Source organism: Pseudomonas sp. PS02303 (assembly GCF_029959925.1).
Lineage (GTDB): Bacteria > Pseudomonadota > Gammaproteobacteria > Pseudomonadales > Pseudomonadaceae > Aquipseudomonas > Aquipseudomonas mandelii.
The window spans coordinates 23,809-40,852 of the sequence record NZ_JASCOM010000024.1 but is presented as its reverse complement, the minus strand read 5'-3'; the positions used below and the strand labels follow the sequence as shown (position 1 = coordinate 40,852).

At 54.7% G+C, this 17,044-nt stretch carries 11 protein-coding genes; 10 read left to right on the top strand and 1 reads right to left on the bottom strand.

Translation table 11 applies throughout. The annotated features are described in order from the left end of the window. Nucleotides 1–58: 58 nt before the first annotated feature. Nucleotides 59–751 (bottom strand): inovirus-type Gp2 protein, encoded by a 693-nt coding sequence (locus tag QMX98_RS09170; RefSeq protein WP_282410613.1) that lies wholly within the window; start codon nt 749–751, stop codon nt 59–61. Between the two features lie 696 nt (nt 752–1,447). On the opposite strand from QMX98_RS09170, the gene QMX98_RS09165 reads away from it, so the two are divergent. From QMX98_RS09165 to QMX98_RS09120, 10 genes are all read left to right on the top strand, one after another. Continuing rightward, on the top strand, nt 1,448–1,777 hold the full coding sequence (locus QMX98_RS09165; protein WP_282410612.1) for a hypothetical protein: 330 nt from the start codon (nt 1,448–1,450) through the stop codon (nt 1,775–1,777). Between the two features lie 71 nt (nt 1,778–1,848). Continuing rightward, nucleotides 1,849–2,817 (top strand): DUF932 domain-containing protein, encoded by a 969-nt coding sequence (locus tag QMX98_RS09160; RefSeq protein ID WP_282410611.1) that lies wholly within the window; start codon nt 1,849–1,851, stop codon nt 2,815–2,817. An 81-nt stretch (nt 2,818–2,898) separates the two neighbouring features. Beyond that, entirely contained in the window at nt 2,899–3,903 is a 1,005-nt protein-coding gene (locus tag QMX98_RS09155) for a lambda-exonuclease family protein (RefSeq protein ID WP_282410610.1), read from the top strand. Nucleotides 3,904–4,006: 103 nt separating this feature from the next. Then, nucleotides 4,007–4,924: a hydrolase or metal-binding protein gene (locus QMX98_RS09150; RefSeq protein WP_282410609.1), complete on the top strand. Its 918-nt coding sequence runs from the start codon at nt 4,007–4,009 to the stop codon at nt 4,922–4,924. A gap of 49 nt (nt 4,925–4,973) precedes the next feature. Continuing rightward, nucleotides 4,974–5,471 (top strand): JAB domain-containing protein, encoded by a 498-nt coding sequence (locus tag QMX98_RS09145; RefSeq protein WP_282410608.1) that lies wholly within the window; start codon nt 4,974–4,976, stop codon nt 5,469–5,471. Between the two features lie 204 nt (nt 5,472–5,675). Next, complete coding sequence (locus QMX98_RS09140) at nt 5,676–5,978, top strand: hypothetical protein (protein WP_282410607.1); 303 nt, start codon at nt 5,676–5,678, stop codon at nt 5,976–5,978. Between the two features lie 75 nt (nt 5,979–6,053). Continuing rightward, nucleotides 6,054–8,954, top strand: coding sequence for an SNF2-related protein (locus QMX98_RS09135; RefSeq protein ID WP_282410606.1), 2,901 nt, complete (start codon nt 6,054–6,056; stop codon nt 8,952–8,954). Between the two features lie 195 nt (nt 8,955–9,149). Then, nucleotides 9,150–10,271, top strand: a complete 1,122-nt coding sequence (locus QMX98_RS09130; protein WP_282410605.1) for a Fic family protein — start codon at nt 9,150–9,152, stop codon at nt 10,269–10,271. A 20-nt stretch (nt 10,272–10,291) separates the two neighbouring features. After that, entirely contained in the window at nt 10,292–13,651 is a 3,360-nt protein-coding gene (locus QMX98_RS09125; RefSeq protein ID WP_282410604.1) for a DNA methyltransferase, read from the top strand. A gap of 1 nt (nt 13,652) precedes the next feature. Beyond that, a complete protein-coding gene (locus QMX98_RS09120) occupies nt 13,653–16,931 on the top strand; it encodes a DEAD/DEAH box helicase family protein (protein ID WP_282410603.1) in 3,279 nt (1,092 codons plus the stop codon). Nucleotides 16,932–17,044: the final 113 nt, after the last annotated feature.

Genomic DNA, 17,044 nt, shown 5'->3' with positions numbered 1-17,044 from the left:
AACAGTGCGGCATTGCCGCACCATAGAATAGGCATACTGAATACCTATCAGGCCATGCTTAAACCCTACTGGTGGTAAACACGGAAAATCCCTGCCCCAGCTCCTGTGACTTGCTGTATTCCTTGCACAAATAGCTCATGGCGTAGACCACTTGTTTGAGTGAATCAGGAAAGCGCCGCTCCAGACATTGATAAACCTGGCCACTGAGTTTGTCTTGGCAGGCATGTACCAACCCTGACATGTCGTGTGCAGCACACCCAATTGCCCAACCCCAAGCGCGCACGATGCGATGAAACAAATTATCCCTGCTGTAAGTGCCGTCTGCGCTAGGCCCGTAGTTACCTAAGCCTCCAATGGCGTCGTAGTTGAGCAATAGCATGAGGTGATAATGGGGCGCCTCGCTGCTGTTGCGCTCCCGACACCAGATGTAGCGAATTTCAGTCGAGTACTTAGTCTCCGCCCAAGCCAGCTCTTTACTTAACTGGTAGAAGAAACGAGTCATTACTTCATTGCTGATGAGCGCATCGGAAGGCATCAACCCAACGGGATAACGTAAATCCACCCGACAGACTAAGGTACGGGACTGTACCGAGAGACAGTGCTGCAAAGTTTCCAAGCCACGCTCTAGGTAGTTCTCAATCAACGGACCATGGGCCAACTGCTGCTGCACGGTGAACCCACGGTATTTGTTGTCGTAATGTAACTTCAGACCAGTATTGCTGGGATGACGTTTTGGTTGATGCTGAAACATGATCGATTTCCTGTGGGCAGTGCATTAGGGTGCTACCGAGAGGAACACAACACCAGGTGCAATTCGGCACCTTGCTTCGGCTTATACGCTGATTACAACTTTTAAATGGCTTTGACTTGTAGTCACGCCATACGTTATTGCTGCTTATGGCGAGCTAGGTTTGTAGTTATCTCTCAGCACACATCCATTAGGTGAACGCTATGGAAGACTGAACACTCAATGACAACCATACTAATTATTAGTCACAATTACAGAGCGTGCTAGACACATACTACTTTAACCGTAACCACAGCAATGCCGTACCCGCACATACTCGGGAGAAATAAGCCGCATGAAAATTTATCCCCGAGCACTCCAGCGAGAAAGCTAATTTCAATACTCGTAAAAAGATTCCATTCTCAGTCGAAATAAGAGCGTATGAACCGACAGGTGTGTGCCGTCGGCGATTTGTAGTCATATAGACACTTCATACCGTAGCCCTGTAAAAAGTTACAGCACTGCCGTAGCCACTTCGTTACGGAGCTTAAAACGACTGTTTCTGTTGCGCCTCTGCCGTAGATGACTGTGAGATACAAGACTAATCAAAAAAATCTCAGATCTATATTACTCCCATGAACACCCTACGGTATCGATGCTGTCGGGGATTTGGCGTGCCTGCAATTCGCTTAACACGCTCGACATTTCAGAGGAATTTTTATGTATACCCCTTGCCCAAGTTGTCACTCAGGACGAGTCGTTACGAAAAACATCGGTAAACAAGCAGGTGGCTTGATCGGTGCTGCAGGTGGTGCCGCCAGCGGTGCTGCCGGAGCGCTGTCGGGCGCAGAAGTCGGTGCAGTATTGGGCGTGGTTGGTGGGCCAGTTGGGATCGCAATAGGCAGTATTGCCGGAGCGCTGCTCGGTGGACTGTTTGGCGGCGTGGCTGGCGGGATAGCCGGGTCCACGCTGGGCGCACAGATGGATGACAAGGTGCTGAACAACTACCAATGCCTGCATTGTGGTTACAACTTCAGCGTCAACCGTTAAGCCGTTGTGAACAGGCATCGTTTGCTGATGAAACGACGCTCTTTTCCATTCATTCGCAAGGAATCATTCCCATGGCTCATCTCGTTGAACAAATGGCTTACGTTGGCGCAACACCCTGGCATGGCCTGGGCAGTCGCCTGTCGCCCCAACAACCGCTCGAAGTCTGGCAGCGCGAAGCGGGCATGGACTGGCAGATTAAAGAAAGCCATGTTCACTTCAAGGCCGACAGCATCGGCCCACTGGGCACCATCCACTCGTTCCCGGAACAAAAAGTGCTGTACCGCTCCGATACCAAAGCACCACTCTCGGTCGTGTCCAGCCGCTACCAAATCGTACATCCGCGTGAAGTTCTGGAGTTCTATCGGGATCTGACCGAAGTCTCCGGCTACGAGCTGGAAACCGCTGGCGTGCTGAAGGGTGGCCGCAAGTTTTGGGCCTTGGCACGCACCGGTCAAACGACCGAGTTGAAAGGCAACGATCAGGTCAACGGCTATCTGTTATTGGCGACGTCCTGTGACGGGACACTGGCCACCACCGCCACCCCGACCACGGTACGGGTGGTCTGCAACAACACCCTGACCATCGCTCTTGATGGTACGACCCGGGCGATCAAAGTGCCTCATAACACCCGCTTTGATCCGCAGGTGGTGAAGAAGCAGTTAGGTATCGCCGTCTCGCAATGGGACGCCTTTATGCACCGGATGCGCATGCTGTCTGAACGCAAGGTTCAGTGGCATGAGGCCTTGGGGTTTTTCATGAACGTGTTGTGTGATGTCAACCCCAACAGTCCGCTACCAGCAGTACTTCCTAACGAGCGAGCGCTGCGCAAGGTGCAGAGCCTGTATGAAGGTCAGGGGCGTGGCGCCACACTGATGTCGGCTCAAGGAACTGCCTGGGGCTTGCTCAATGCTGTGACCGAGTACGTTGATCACGAGCGGCGTGCCCGCAGTACTGAATACCGCATGGACTCCGCCTGGTTTGGCCAAGGGGCTGTCATCAAACAACGCGCCCTGCAGGCCGCACTGCAACTCGCCGCCTAGCGCCACTCACTAACTCAACTATTAAAGCGCCTGGCCAGCTTCTGCTGGCCGGGCGTTTTTTATGCCGCACAGGAAAACATCATGAGCACACAAACTCTGCAACACCCCAGCAGCAAACCCCGTCCTGCCTTACGCCTGGTGGGGACTAAACAACTGCCGCGTGAGGACTGGTTGGCCGTGCGTAAACAAGGCATCGGCAGCTCGGATGCTGCCGCTGCCGTGGGCCTGAACCCTTACAAGTCCCAGCTGGAGCTGTGGCTGGAGAAAACCGGGCGTGACACCTCACTTCCCAAGATCGATCCACAGGATGAAGAAAGCCCAGCTTACTGGGGCAACATCCTGGAGCCGATTGTCGCAACACATTACACCCGGCGCAGTGGTCATCGGGTGCGCCGGGTCAATGCGGTGCTGCAGCATCCTGATCCCAAACTGCCCTGGATGTTGGCCAACATCGACCGTGAGGTGGTCGGCGCCCCAGAAGTGCAGATTCTCGAATGCAAAACCGCCGGCATAAACGGCGCACGCCTCTGGAAAGAGGGTGTGCCCGAGTATGTGCAGTTGCAAGTCATGCACCAGCTCGCCGTCACCGGCAAGCAGGCCGCTGATGTGGCTGTACTGCTCGGTGGTCAGCACCTGGAGATCCATCGCATTGATCGCAACGACTCACTGATTGCTCGGCTGATCGACTTGGAGCAGCTGTTCTGGGATTACGTCGTCAGTGATACCCCGCCGCCGGCAGACGGATCTGCCTCAGCGGAGCAGGCGTTGCGCTGTCTCTATCCACAGGACAGTGGGCAGAGCGTGGACTTCAGCCAGGACATGCTGCTCTGTACGACCTTTACTGCACTGCAGAGCGTGCGCGAGTCAATTGCACAGCAGGAGAAGCTGGAAGCTCAGCTCAAGCAAAAATTACAACAGGCCATGGGCGATGCCAGTCGGGCGACCTTCGCCACTGGCTGCATCACTTGGAAGAAAGCCAAAGACAGCATGGCCCTAGATATCCCCCGCTTGTTGAAAGAGAAGCCCCATCTGCAAGTGCGCTACGCAACCACCAAAACCGGCAGTCGGCGTTTTCTGCTGGCCTGAACGTTTGTTCGCTTCTCCCTTATTCCCATGCCCTTTTCCAACGCCACCCTGGCCGTTAGCGCGGTCTCGGCGGCGTTTTTATTTCAGATGCAGGAGAACTCCCATGCTCAAAGGCTTAGCTATCACCCCGCCCGTGCTCGGGCGCATTTCCATCGGCAAGGTCGTTGAGAAAAACGGCAAACGTCTGCCGGAGAAAGATGATCAGTTCACCCTGACCTCCCAAGTTCAAAACCGCGACGGCTGGTTGCTGCATCCCCTTAACGAAGAACTGCGCAATGGCCAAGGCGGCAAGCTGCGCAGCATTCCGATGCGGCTGCTGTTCAACGAGCCGGATCTAAACTTTCGCGCTGACTACACCTTGTTCGACCGAAACACTGCCAGGCCTTTGTGCGTAGGCAATGGTGAGACCTGCAAGCGTCTGACCAAGGACGGCATTCAATCGTTGCCCTGCCCGTCACCGGATGGCTGTTCACTGGCTCAAGGCAATGCCTGCAAGCCTTACGGACGGCTGAACGTGGTGATTGGCGATGATGATCCGCTGGGCAGCTTTGTATTTCATACCACCGGCTTTAACAGCATCCGCACCCTGGCGGCACGTCTGCAGTACTTCAGCGCAATCTCCGGCAATCGCCTGGCCTGCCTACCGCTGGAGTTGCGTCTGCGCGGTAAATCCACCCGACAAAGCCATGGCACGCCGATTTTCTACGTCGATATCACGATCAGAAGTGGCCTTTCGCTGGAGGAGGCATTAATCGAGGCCCAGCACACCGATGAGGCCCGCCTCAGTGCGGGGTTCGATCAACCAGCCTTGGACCGTGCGGCCCGCCAGGGCTTAAACAATGGGGCCTTTGAAGACAGTGGGGACGACACCGGCATTGTCGAGGAATTCTTCCCTGCCACTGAAGATCAACCTAGCAACACAGAGCCCCAATCCCAACTGGGAGAGCCTGCCAAACCCTCACTTGCCCAAAAACTGGAATCCCAGGCCATGCGGCACAACGGCAAGCCCAGCGTCCAGTAACCGCGCGCCTCCTCTTTTATTTCACACGCATTCGCACAGGAATACCGTCATGAAATATCACAAACTCCGGGCTGGAGAGGCATCCGGCACCTACGTCATGGAATCACCGGTCACCGAGGCCGACATCCTGCAAATGGCTCAACAACTCGCGATGTATCGTCTGTCTAAAGGACGGGCGTTGACCGAGCGTAGACTCGTCTTCAGTCACCTACAAACCCTGCTGCAATTCCATGATTACGAGGTCTTTGCTTTGTTACTGCTCGATACCGAGCACCGGGTTATAGGCTTCAAGGAACTATTCAGGGGTGAATTGGAAGTTGCCTGCGTTTCACCTCGAGAGGCGGTCAAGATCTCCCTGGAGCATAACGCAGCAGCCGTGATCCTAGTGCACAACCGTCCTTCTAGCGATTCCGAGCCCAGCCAAGCCAATTGCGTACTGACCATTACCCTCAAGAATGCTCTCAACATGATTGGCGCTCAGACATTGGATCATGTAGTGGTGGGCCGTGAAGGCTGCATATCACTGGCCGACCAAGGCAGCTATTAACCCGAGAGCTTTATCATCCCGCCCGACAGACCATCCTTGGCCAATCCTGGGGTGGTCATCGGCACATGGGGCCTGTAATAAAAGCATCTTTTTTTGTGTTATCCGCGCTGGAATGAGGTGATACGGAACAAATGGCCTTGAAGGGATAGGCATGGAAGCAATGGCAGCTAGTACAATTTCTCAAAACCTCAACTCAAGGCCCCCATGAAGTTACTCAATACCTACGACGACCGAGATGACGCCGAGGAAGCCGCCGAAAAGCTGACAGGCAACAAGCGCCTCGCCAGTGAGCGTGACGCTACCGTAGTGATTTACAACCTTTTTGGTATCCCGAGCTGGGGCAACCTCCATCGTTTGGGGATGCACAATCTGAGTGAGCTGAAATCCTTGTTGGATCGCCGCTCAACGTGGCAGCCTGCTGATACCGCTCGACACCAAGAAATACTGACTGCCTTAGAGAGGGTAGCCAAAAACTATGCCCTCGAACTCCCGGCCCACTGGCTATAGTCGCTTTATCTAAAAGTCTGCATATCCAGACACCTAAAAGCAAAACGGGCTAATAGGAACAACAGAGAGCAATCAATGCCGACTATTGAATCGAAAGGTACGCTCACCCCTCACCACGCCAAGTATTTTGCTTGGGAGCTAACACGTCGCCGTGCAGCCAGCGAGGAGGACCGGCTTTCCCAGTCGCTTTTCGATGCCAGTGTCGACCTCAACCCTCATCAGATTGATGCCGCCCTTTTTGCCCTGCAAAACCCACTGAGCAAAGGCGTGATGCTGGCTGATGAAGTCGGTCTGGGTAAAACGATTGAAGCCGCCCTGGTCTTAGGACAGCTCTGGGCCGAACGCCGTCGCCGCCTCTTGGTTATCTGCCCTGCGGCACTGCGCAAGCAATGGGCGCAGGAGCTTTCCGACAAATTCAATTTGCCCGCCCAAGTGCTGGATGCCCGCACCTGGAAACAGCTTCGCCAAGACGGCATTTACGATCCGTTGGACCGCGACGTTATCAGCATCATGTCACTCCACTTCGCTGCGCGTATGGAGGAGCAGCTAGGCAATATCCCCTGGGATTTAGTCGTCATCGATGAAGCCCACAAGCTGCGTAATGCCCACCGAAAAAGCAACGAAACGGGGCAATCCCTCAAGCGCTCACTGGCCGGGCGACGCAAGCTCTTACTAACTGCCACACCGCTGCAGAACTCACTCATGGAGCTGTATGGTCTCAGCTCGCTGATTGACGAGGACATCTTCGGCGATGAGCGCAGCTTTCGTGCTCAGTACAACAACACTGATGGTGACCTGGCAGCTTTACGCCGTCGCTTGCAACACTTTATCAAGCGCACCCTGCGTAGGGATGTACTTGAGTACGTGCCCTATACCCAGCGCCATGCACTGACCACACCATTTACCCCGAGCGATGACGAGCAGAGGCTTTACGACCTCATCTCCGCGTATCTGCACCGCGACTTCAGCTATGGTTTCCCACAGCGCCAGAAGCATCTCGTGGCCCTTATTCTGCGCAAGCTGCTGGCCTCGTCCACGGAAGCTGTCGTCGCCACACTGCAAGCCATCAAAGCACGCCTGCAGAAACTGCTGGATCGCCAGAGCATCGATGAGGAATGGTTCGAACACCTGATTGAAGAAGACGACCTGGAGGAAGACCTTCTCGAAGCAGCGGAAGAGTCGGCCAACTACGAGACCCATGACTCAGCCAGCAGAGTCGACTTCGAGCTGCTGAGTAAAGAAATCGCAGAGCTCGACGTTTATATCGAGATCGCTCACAACATTCGTGAAGACCAAAAATCCTTCGCACTGCTGAACGCGTTGGAACAAGGCTTCGCACGTATGTCCGGTATGGGCGCACCGCGTAAGGCGGTGATCTTCACTGAATCCCGCCGCACCCAGGAATACCTGGCCCGCTTTCTCGAGGCTCATGGTCACGCCGGCAAGATTGTCACCTTCAGCGGTGGCAATCAGGGTGAAGCCGCTACCGGCATCTATCAGCGCTGGCTGGCTCGTTACCATGGCAGCGACCGAGTCACCGGCTCTCCTGCCATCGACCGCCGCACCGCGCTGATCGACCACTTCCGAGATAATGCCGAAATCCTGATTGCCACCGAGGCGGCCGCCGAAGGTGTGAACCTACAGTTCTGCTCCCTGGTGGTGAACTACGACCTGCCCTGGAACCCCCAGCGCGTAGAGCAACGCATTGGTCGCTGCCATCGCTACGGGCAGCGCTTTGACGTAGTTGTGATCAATTTCCTTAACCAACGCAATGCCGCAGACCAGCGCGTACTGGAGCTACTGCAGGACAAGTTTCAGCTGTTCGATGGTGTCTTCGGTGCGTCTGACCAAGTACTCGGCAGGATCGAAGTCGGCATCGACTTCGAGAAACGCATTGCCGAAATCTACGACCGCTGCCGCACGCCTCAAGAGATCGACGCAGCTTTCGCCAGACTGCGCACGGAACTGGATGCGGATATCCAGGCACGCATGCTGGAAACCGAAAAGCTCCTGTTGGAAAATTTCGACGCTGACATCCACAGCCTGCTCAAAACCCACAAAGAACGCGCTGAAAGCCAACTAGATAGAATCACGCGTCTTTTTTGGCAGCTGACCCAATACATCCTGGCAGAACAAGCAAGGTTCGACAGCAAGCTACTGACCTTCGACCTCAGCCTACCGCCCCTCCCCCAGATCGCAACCGGGCACTACCAGCTCATTCGCAAGGGCGAGCTGGCAAAACAAGCTCAGATTGAAAACACCCGAATCTACCGCCTGACGCACCCATTGGGTGAATACGTACTCGATCAGGGACGTAGTGCTCCTGTCCCTACAGCCACTCTGCGCTTCAGTTATGCGCAATGGCAGGAAGACCGTAACCCTCGCATCAGCGTGATCGAGCAATTGGTCGGTCAGCAGGGCTGGCTGCAACTCAACTTGCTGGAACTCGACAGCTTCCAGCGTGAGGAACACCTGATTTTCACCGCTATGGCAGATACCGGTGAGTTGCTTGACCAGGAAACCTGCGAGAAGCTCTTCCAGCTTTATGCCACGGCCACGCCGGCCCAGGCCACACCTCCAGATGATCTGCATGGCAACGCCCGTCGCCAGCTCGATGCAGCATTGAGCCAGGCGCTGGAGCAAAACGACAAATTTTTCCAGCAGGAGCGTGAAAAACTGGATGCCTGGGCCGAAGACCGCATCTTTTCTGCCGAGCAGGCACTACAAGACACCAAGCTCAAGTTGAAAGGCCTAAAGCGGCAAGCCCGTACCGCCCAGAGTATGGACGAGGCACGCCGTCTCCAGGACGACATTCGCAAAGTGGAAGGCGAACAACGCCGCCAGCGCCAAGAAATCTTCTCCGTGGAGGACGAGATCGAAGCACGTCGTGATGCACTCATCGAAGCACTTGAGAAACGCTTGCACCGTTCCAGCCGTTCTCAAGCGCTCTTTACCATTCGCTGGGCAGTCGCCTGATATGTCGCTAAAACTCAATTTCAAGAACACGTTTCGCAAACATGTCGCCACTAGCGACCCAAGAACAAAACATGTCGCAGAAATCAAAAATTAGCGACACGTAAAGCACACATGTTTACACTGACGCCACGAAAAGGGCGCTCATCAGAGCGCCCTTGCTTTTAGATGGATATCCCAAGGACTAGGCTCCAATCCATGACTGCATCCCACTTCCCTTGGCAGGCCGACAAGCCCTATAACCAGCTTCCGCCCTTGCCGCCGGCAGCTGAGCTTGAAACCCGCGCAGTGCTCAAACTCTGCATTAAGGCGCGCACAGCCTTGGCCGAATTGAAACAGGCGGCCGAGTTGATCCCTAACCAGACAATGCTGATCAACACCATCCCGCTGCTGGAAGCCAAGGACAGCTCGGAGATCGAAAGTATCGTCACCACCACGGATTTGATCTTCCAGCACGCCCAAGATGGCGACAACCATGCCGACCCCGCAACCAAGGAAGCCTTGCGCTACCGCAAGGCCCTGCAACATGGCTACCAGTCGCTGGCCGAGCGCCCACTCTCCACCGGCACGGCAGTCGAGATTTGTCGCACGCTCAAAGGCGTGAACATGGATATACGCCGGGTGCCAGGTACCCAATTGGCCAATGACCGTACCGGAGAGATCATCTACACCCCACCGGAGGGCGAAGATCGCTTGCGTGACCTGCTCGCCAACTGGGAGCGTTTCCTGCACAACGAGACTGACCTGGACCCACTGGTGCGCATGGCCGTCGGCCATTATCAGTTCGAAGCCATTCACCCGTTCACCGACGGCAATGGCCGTACCGGGCGGGTGCTCAACACCCTGTACCTGATCCAGGAAGGTTTGCTGAATCTGCCGATTCTCTACCTTAGCCGTTACATCATCGCCCACCGAGCCGAATACTACCGTCTGCTGCTCGATGTAACCTGTGAGCAAGCTTGGGAACCCTGGCTGCTGTACATGCTCAGCGCCGTGGAAGAAACTGCTCGCTGGACCAGCGCCAAAATTGCCGCCATCCGCAGCCTATCCGAACACACCACCCAATTCGTTCGGGAACAGCTGCCAAAAACCTATTCCCGCGAGCTGGTGGACGTGATTTTCGAGCAACCCTACTGCCGCATCAGCAACGTCGTCGACAAACAGATTGCCCAGCGCCAGGCCGCCTCTCGCTACCTCAAAGAGCTGGTCGCCATCGGTGTTCTGCAAGAAGTGCAGGTCGGTAAGGAAAAGCTCTTTATCCATCCCAAGCTAATGCAACTTCTGATTCGCGACAGCAACGACTTCAAGCACTACGCCTGACCCATTTTTGAGAAGTACATATGAGCAAGCACAAAGACCAATTTATCGCCCTGCTGGGTGATCTCTTCCAACTGAATCAACCAGAGCTCGACTTCGGTCTGTACCGCATCCTTCACGCCCGTAGCGCGCAGATCAAAAGCTTTATCGATAACGAACTGGGCAGCGAGATAGACGCCCACTTTGCCAGCCAATCGCAAAACAACGCCCATGACACCCTTGAAGCCGCCCGCGTAAAAGTCACCGAGACGCTGGGAGAAGACGCCTTCCTACCCACGGGTGAAATGAAGCCTGAATATCGCGGTACCAAGGTCGGTAAAGAATACGAGCTTGCCCAGCAGCACGCACGCGATGGTGGTGGCGTACTGGCTGACGATGCCCAAGTGTACGAACACTTGTACCGATTCTTCAGCCGCTATTACGACAAGGGCGACTTCATGTCGAAGCGCTACTTCGTTGCCGAAAACGACAGCCGCGCCGCACCCTATGCCGTGCCCTACGATGGCCGCGAAGTCATGTTGCACTGGGCCAACAAAGACCAGTACTACATCAAATCGAGCGAAGCGCTCAGCAATTTCACCTTTGACCTCATCGCAGCCCAGGCCAAGGAACAAGGCCCGCAAAGCGGCTTCGAATTCCAACCAGCAGCCACAACCCCGCTGAAGGTGCATTTCCGCCTGGCCGCAGCAGCAGAGGGTGAACACAACAACGTCAAGGAAGGCGAGGAGCGCTTCTTTATAATCCACGCGGCAGGACCGCTGAAGCTGGAAACCAACGATAGAGGTCTACCGGAGCTCGTCGTGCAGTTCGACTACCGCCCTGACAGCACGAAGTCTGGCCAAGCCAGCACTTGGCAACAGAAACGTCTGGCGGAGGCCGAACAGGTAGTAGGTGAGCAACTCGCCAATCTAGTTTTCAAACACCCTGAGCTTCGCGCCTTTGAAGAGCCGCTATTTGCGCCAGCCCCCACCGATAAGCAGCCAACACGCACCTTACTAGCCAAGTATCTGGGCCAGTTCACGGCGCGCAACACCATGGACTACTTCATCCATAAAAACCTAGGTGGCTTCCTGCGCCGCGAACTGGACTTCTATATAAAGAACGAGATCATTCGCCTCGACGACATCGAGGCAGCCGATGCTCCGCGCGTGGATGAATACCTGAAAAAGCTACGCGTGCTGCGCAAGATTGCACGTCGCATTGTCGACTTTCTCGCACAACTCGAAGACTTTCAGAAAAAGCTCTGGCTCAAGAAAAAATTCGTTATCGAGTCCCAGTACTGTATCACCCTGGATCGCATCCCGGAAAGTTTCTATCCAGAAATTGCAATCAATGAACAGCAGCGGGAAGAGTGGGTGAAATTATTTGCCATTGATGAAATCAAGGCAGACATGGCACAACCCGGGTACAGTGAGCCTCTCACTGTGGACTTTTTGAAAGCCAACCCATTTTTGAGTATCGACACCCGCTTTCTTGGCGAAGATAAAAAAGCACAGCTGCTTGCGAGCTTGGTAGATATTGATGAGAGCTGCAACGGAATTTTATTACACGGCGATAACTTCCAGGCTCTTAATCTTGTACAAACCCGATTAAACAAGCAGATAAAAGCCGTTTATATCGACCCGCCCTACAATACAGATGCTGGGCCTATTGCATACAAGAACGGCTATCGCAGCTCCTCTTGGTGCTCACTTATGGCAGATCGGCTTGCCATTACTCCAGCCCTGATGAGCATCGACGGTGTTTTGTGCGCCACAATTGATGATTATCAGCAACGTGAGCTCAGCTACCTTATTGAGCAGCAATTCGGTCAGGATAACCTGCTCGGTACTATTGCCGTCCGTATCAACCCGTCTGGCCGTCCCGTTCCGAGTGGTTTAGCGCAAGCACATGAGTACGCAATTTTCGCCAGAAATACTTCTGTAGGCGAACTGGAAAAGCTTCCTCGTAGCGAAAAGCAGTCAGCACGCTACAAGCAGGAAGATGAAAATGGCAATTTTATGTGGGAGCTCTTTAGAAAAAGGGGATCAAACTCAGAGCGAAAAGACCGACCATCTCTTTTCTATCCCTTATACGTGATGGGGGAGTCTATTCGCGCCCCCAATATGAGCTGGGATGAAGACAAAAGAATATGGACTGACATAGAATCGCCAAAACAAGGTGAAGTAGCTGTCTTCCCGATTGACGACTCAGGCGGTGAAAGGACTTGGAGAGGAAAGCCCAGCAATGTCAAAGGAACACCCGAAAACTATAAGGCAAAAACTAACGATGATGGCAGCATTACTATTTACTATAAATTTCGCCCAGGCTCAGATGGTGTACTCCCCCCCACCAACTGGATTGATGCAAAGTACTCGGCCACTGAGCATGGAACAGGCGTTCTAAAACATTTTTTTGTTGGTGCAACCCCGTTTACATACCCTAAGTCAATATATGCCGTAGAGGATTGTTTGCGTGTATCAGGCTTAGGCAGCTCGCAATTTGCACTCGATTATTTTGGCGGTTCAGGGACAACTGGGCATGCCGTAATAAATCTCAACAGAGAAGATGGCGGCAATCGAAAGTATGTCCTAGTTGAGATGGGGGCCTATTTCGACACGGTGTTAAAACCTCGCATTCAGAAAGCGGCCTACTCCAAAGACTGGAGCGAAGGAAAACCCGTGTCTCGGGAAGGTATTAGCCATTGCCTGAAGTATATTCGCTTAGAGTCTTTCGAGGACACGCTAAACAATCTGCAACTGCCAGACACTCCGCGCCTGAATATCAGCGCACCTGATTCCGTTGAGATGGCACGCGAATATCTGCTCAAGTACTGGCTGGAATTTGAAACCGCCGGCAGCCCAAGCCTGCTCAATGTGCGTGAGTTTACTGATCCCACGTCCTACAAACTCAAGGTCAAGCAGCCTGGCAGCGATGCCCAAGTGGAGAAAACCATCGACTTGGTGGAAACCTTCAACTGGCTGATTGGTCTGCATGTCGCCCACCTCGACCAACCGCGCCGCTATGCCATTGAACTGGTTCGTGAAACTGACCCGGAGCTACCCAAAGACCAGGATACGCGCTGGCGTTCCAGCTCCATCAAGGAACGAGACGATGGCGAGTTCTGGTTCCGTGCTGTGGAAGGCCACATCCTCCGCGTACCGGGAGACGATTTGTCGCGGGAGCGTGTGCTGGTGATCTGGCGTAAGCTGACTGGCGACTCCGGTCGCGATCAAGCCGCGCTGGAAGCATGGCTGAACAAGCGCGGCATCAACCCGCGTGAAAGTGAATACGCCTATATCTACATCAGTGGCAATCATGCTCTGCCCAGCGATGGCGATGCCGCCACACGCGTGCGTCTGATCGAAGAAGCCTTCGCCCAGCGCATGTGGGAGGACGCTTGAGATGGCCCGCGCCCCGCGTAAAAACAAAGTTCAGCCACCACTGGTAGCCAGTCACTTTCAGGATGCGTTGGTACTCAATCAGTACCTCATAAGCCTGTTTGGTATCGACCCGCTGGTGACTCACAAGGATGAAGGCCGCACTGTGCGGCCACTGGAGATAATCGCTAAATCACTGCGTACCGCCGAGCCGGGCATCGGCCCGGACGGCAAGCACCGCTTTCTGGCGAAGCTGATTTCGCACCTGCCTGCCAATGCGACATTGACCCCGGTCGAGCTGGAGCGTTATGACGCCAACCTGGTAGCGCATACGCGAGCCATCAATGCCCGGCGTAAGCACAAAGGAGAAATCGCCTGGAAGTACTTTCAGTGGCTGACTCTGTTGTTTGTTGAAATCTACCTCGACCGTTATTTCAACGACCGCCAGGGCCTCTGTGCGGTACTAAATGAGTTTATCGAGCGTTTCAACCTGCATCACCAAGGCCAAGGTCGCGAAACGGGCATCGGCGCGTACGCTATTGAAGACCTGAACAAGCTCTGCCTGCAAAACGCCACGGGCAGCGGCAAGACGCTGCTCATGCATGTGAATTTACTGCAGTTTGCCCAGCATGCGCGGGCGACCGGGCAGGCCGATGCTTTCAGCCGGGTCATTGTGCTGTCGCCGAACGAACGCTTGTCCGAGCAGCACGAGCGAGAGCTGCGCGAGAACGGTTTTTACCCGGAGCCACTCCGCCAGGAAAGCGACCTGATCTCACGCGGGCAAAGCGCCCTCGACGTGCCGCTGCTGACTGAAATCACCAAACTGGCGGACGAACAAAAGGTCAAACAAATGGCCGTCGACAGCTTTGGCGATGGCAACCTGCTGCTAGTGGACGAAGGCCATCGTGGCATGAGCGGCAGCGACTGGAAAAGTAAGCGCGACAAGTTGGCGGCCAAGGGCTTCACCTTTGAGTATTCCGCCACCTTCAAGCAGGCAGTCAAGGCAGCCAACGACCGCGTGTTGGCTGAAAGCTACGCCAAAGCAGTGCTGTTCGATTACAGCTACCGCTATTTCTATGCGGACGGCTACGGCAAGGACTACCGCATCTTCAACCTGCCTAGGGATGAGCTGGCTCACAAGGACACCTATCTGACCGCTGCCCTGTTGGGGTTTTATCAGCAGCTACGCATGTTCACCGAGGCGGGTAATCGCTACACCGGCTACAACCTGGAAAAGCCGTTGTGGGTCTTTGTCGGTGCCAGCGTCACCGGGCGCAAGGTCGATGAGGAAAGCGTATCGCCATCCGATGTGGCGCAGATTCTCGATTTCCTGGCGCGCTTCCTCGCCCACCGTGAAGCCTTTACCACTCTCATCCATACCGTGCTCAATGGCAACAGCCAGCAGACCGGCCTGCTCGATGCTCAAGGCCGCGACATCTTCGTGCAGTCCTTCCCTTACCTGAAGGGCTTGAAGCAAAGCGCAGCACAGTTCTATTCCGACATCTGCCAGCGTCTGTTCCATGCCCCTGGCGGCGGTCACCTAGTGGTCGAGCGCGTTAAAGGCGACAGCGGCGAGTTGCTGCTGAAGGTTGGTGAAGCCGATCAACCCTTTGGCGTCATCAACGTCGGCGATGCGGCGGCGCTGGCCAAGCATGTGCAGGACGAACTGGAACACAAGCACTCCCTGGCCGAGGTACGACCCAGTGAATTTGGCGAGCCAGTGTTCGGCGATGTACATAAACCAACCTCCCCAATTCACATGCTGGTCGGCTCAAAGAAGTTCATCGAAGGCTGGGACTGCTGGCGGGTATCCAGCCTCGGCCTTATGCGCATGGGCCAAAGTGAAGGAGCACAAATCATTCAGCTGTTCGGGCGCGGCGTGCGTTTGAAAGGCAAAGAGATGAGCCTGATGCGTACCAGCCGCTATCAGCAAGTGAACCCACCACGGGATATTCACTTCCTGGAAACGCTGAACGTGTTCGGTGTGCAGGCTGACTTTATGGCGACCTTCCGTGATTTCCTCGAAAGCGAAGGTCTACCGCCGAACGATGCGCCTCATGTCGAGGAAATCACCCTTAACGTCACCCATGATTTTGGCAAAAAGCTGAAGATTCTCCGCTCCAAGTTCCGCAAAGATACCCAAGAGCAATACGATTTCCGGAAGCACGGCCCTATCGTGAATATCAGCATAGATGCCCTCCCTCCTGGTTTGATCAAGGGCGGGATGCCATTTGTAGTTGATCGTTTTCCTCGACTGCAGATGATCCAGGCTGCAGAAATAGCAGGCCAGTCGCCCGAAGCGGTTGTAAACCCATATCGCAACTTCGATGCCCTACGCCTTTCAATGCTCGACTGGGACAAACTGTGGTTTGACCTTGAGCGCTTCCGTCGCCAGCGACACCTGGATAACGTAATCGTAAAAGCTGAAGCACTACGCCCTCTGCTGGAGACACCGGATTGGTATCGCATCCTAGTGCCAGCGCATTGGTGGGCACCCTCGATGGCAAACCTGCGCCACTGGCAGTCGATAGCCTTCGAACTGCTCAGCGGCGCGCTGGAGCGCTGCTTCAATCACCAAAAGCGCAAATATCTCGATCCGCGTATGGAGCTGGTTCTGCTGGCACGCGACAACGCCAACCTGCCGGCCGACGACATTAACTACCAACTGATCGTCGAGGCAACAGAGCAATACCTTATCGACGATATCAAGGCACTGAAGGAAGAGCTAGCGCAGGTTGGCTGGCGTGATCATGGGCATGTACAAGGCCTGAAGCTTGCAGCGCACCTTTACGAGCCACTGCTTTCCAGTGAGAAAGTGAAGATCCAACCCGTCGCCCTCAATAAGTCCGAGTTCCAATTCGTCGACGATTTGCGCCTCTGGCTGGAAGCCCACGAAGCAAACCTTGCCGAACGCGGCGAACGTATTTTCCTGCTGCGCAACCTGGTCAAGCAGGGCGTTGGCTTCTTTGAGGCCGGTAATTTTTATCCTGACTTCATACTCTGGTGCATGAAGGCGGATGGCAGCCAACGCATCTGTTTCATTGATCCTCATGGGCTAGAACACGAAGGTCCCGGCAGCGACAAAATTCAGCTCTCGCAGAACATTAAGGATCTGGAAGCGCGCTTGAGTGACCCAGACGTTAAGCTGGAGTCGATCATCCTGTCGCCGAATACAAACCGCATGCGAATCGAGCACCTGTGGAGCCAACAAGGGCTACCGGTACCTGATTTGAACGCTCTGCATGTTTTCTTCATTGGCGAGCAAGACTACATCAGCAAGGTGATGGCGTTGGTGCGACCTTAATCCCCTATCTCTTTCTTGAAGTGATGGGCATTTCTGGCCCATCACTTCGATGAGTGACCGTACTCATTCGATGGTTCCAGGCTGTCTGTTAAGAGGGCTAACCAGCTAACAGT

Bases quoted from the DNA above. Each gene is read 5' to 3' on its own strand.
- QMX98_RS09155 (WP_282410610.1), top strand. From the start codon at position 2,899: ATGAGCACACAAACTCTGCAACACCCCAGCAGCAAACCCCGTCCTGCC.
- QMX98_RS09135 (WP_282410606.1), top strand. From the start codon at position 6,054: ATGCCGACTATTGAATCGAAAGGTACGCTCACCCCTCACCACGCCAAG.
- QMX98_RS09145 (WP_282410608.1), top strand. From the start codon at position 4,974: ATGAAATATCACAAACTCCGGGCTGGAGAGGCATCCGGCACCTACGTC.
- QMX98_RS09160 (WP_282410611.1), top strand. From the start codon at position 1,849: ATGGCTCATCTCGTTGAACAAATGGCTTACGTTGGCGCAACACCCTGG.
- QMX98_RS09150 (WP_282410609.1), top strand. From the start codon at position 4,007: ATGCTCAAAGGCTTAGCTATCACCCCGCCCGTGCTCGGGCGCATTTCC.
- QMX98_RS09170 (WP_282410613.1), bottom strand. From the start codon at position 751: ATGTTTCAGCATCAACCAAAACGTCATCCCAGCAATACTGGTCTGAAG.
- QMX98_RS09140 (WP_282410607.1), top strand. From the start codon at position 5,676: ATGAAGTTACTCAATACCTACGACGACCGAGATGACGCCGAGGAAGCC.
- QMX98_RS09165 (WP_282410612.1), top strand. From the start codon at position 1,448: ATGTATACCCCTTGCCCAAGTTGTCACTCAGGACGAGTCGTTACGAAA.
- QMX98_RS09130 (WP_282410605.1), top strand. From the start codon at position 9,150: ATGACTGCATCCCACTTCCCTTGGCAGGCCGACAAGCCCTATAACCAG.
- QMX98_RS09120 (WP_282410603.1), top strand. From the start codon at position 13,653: ATGGCCCGCGCCCCGCGTAAAAACAAAGTTCAGCCACCACTGGTAGCC.
- QMX98_RS09125 (WP_282410604.1), top strand. From the start codon at position 10,292: ATGAGCAAGCACAAAGACCAATTTATCGCCCTGCTGGGTGATCTCTTC.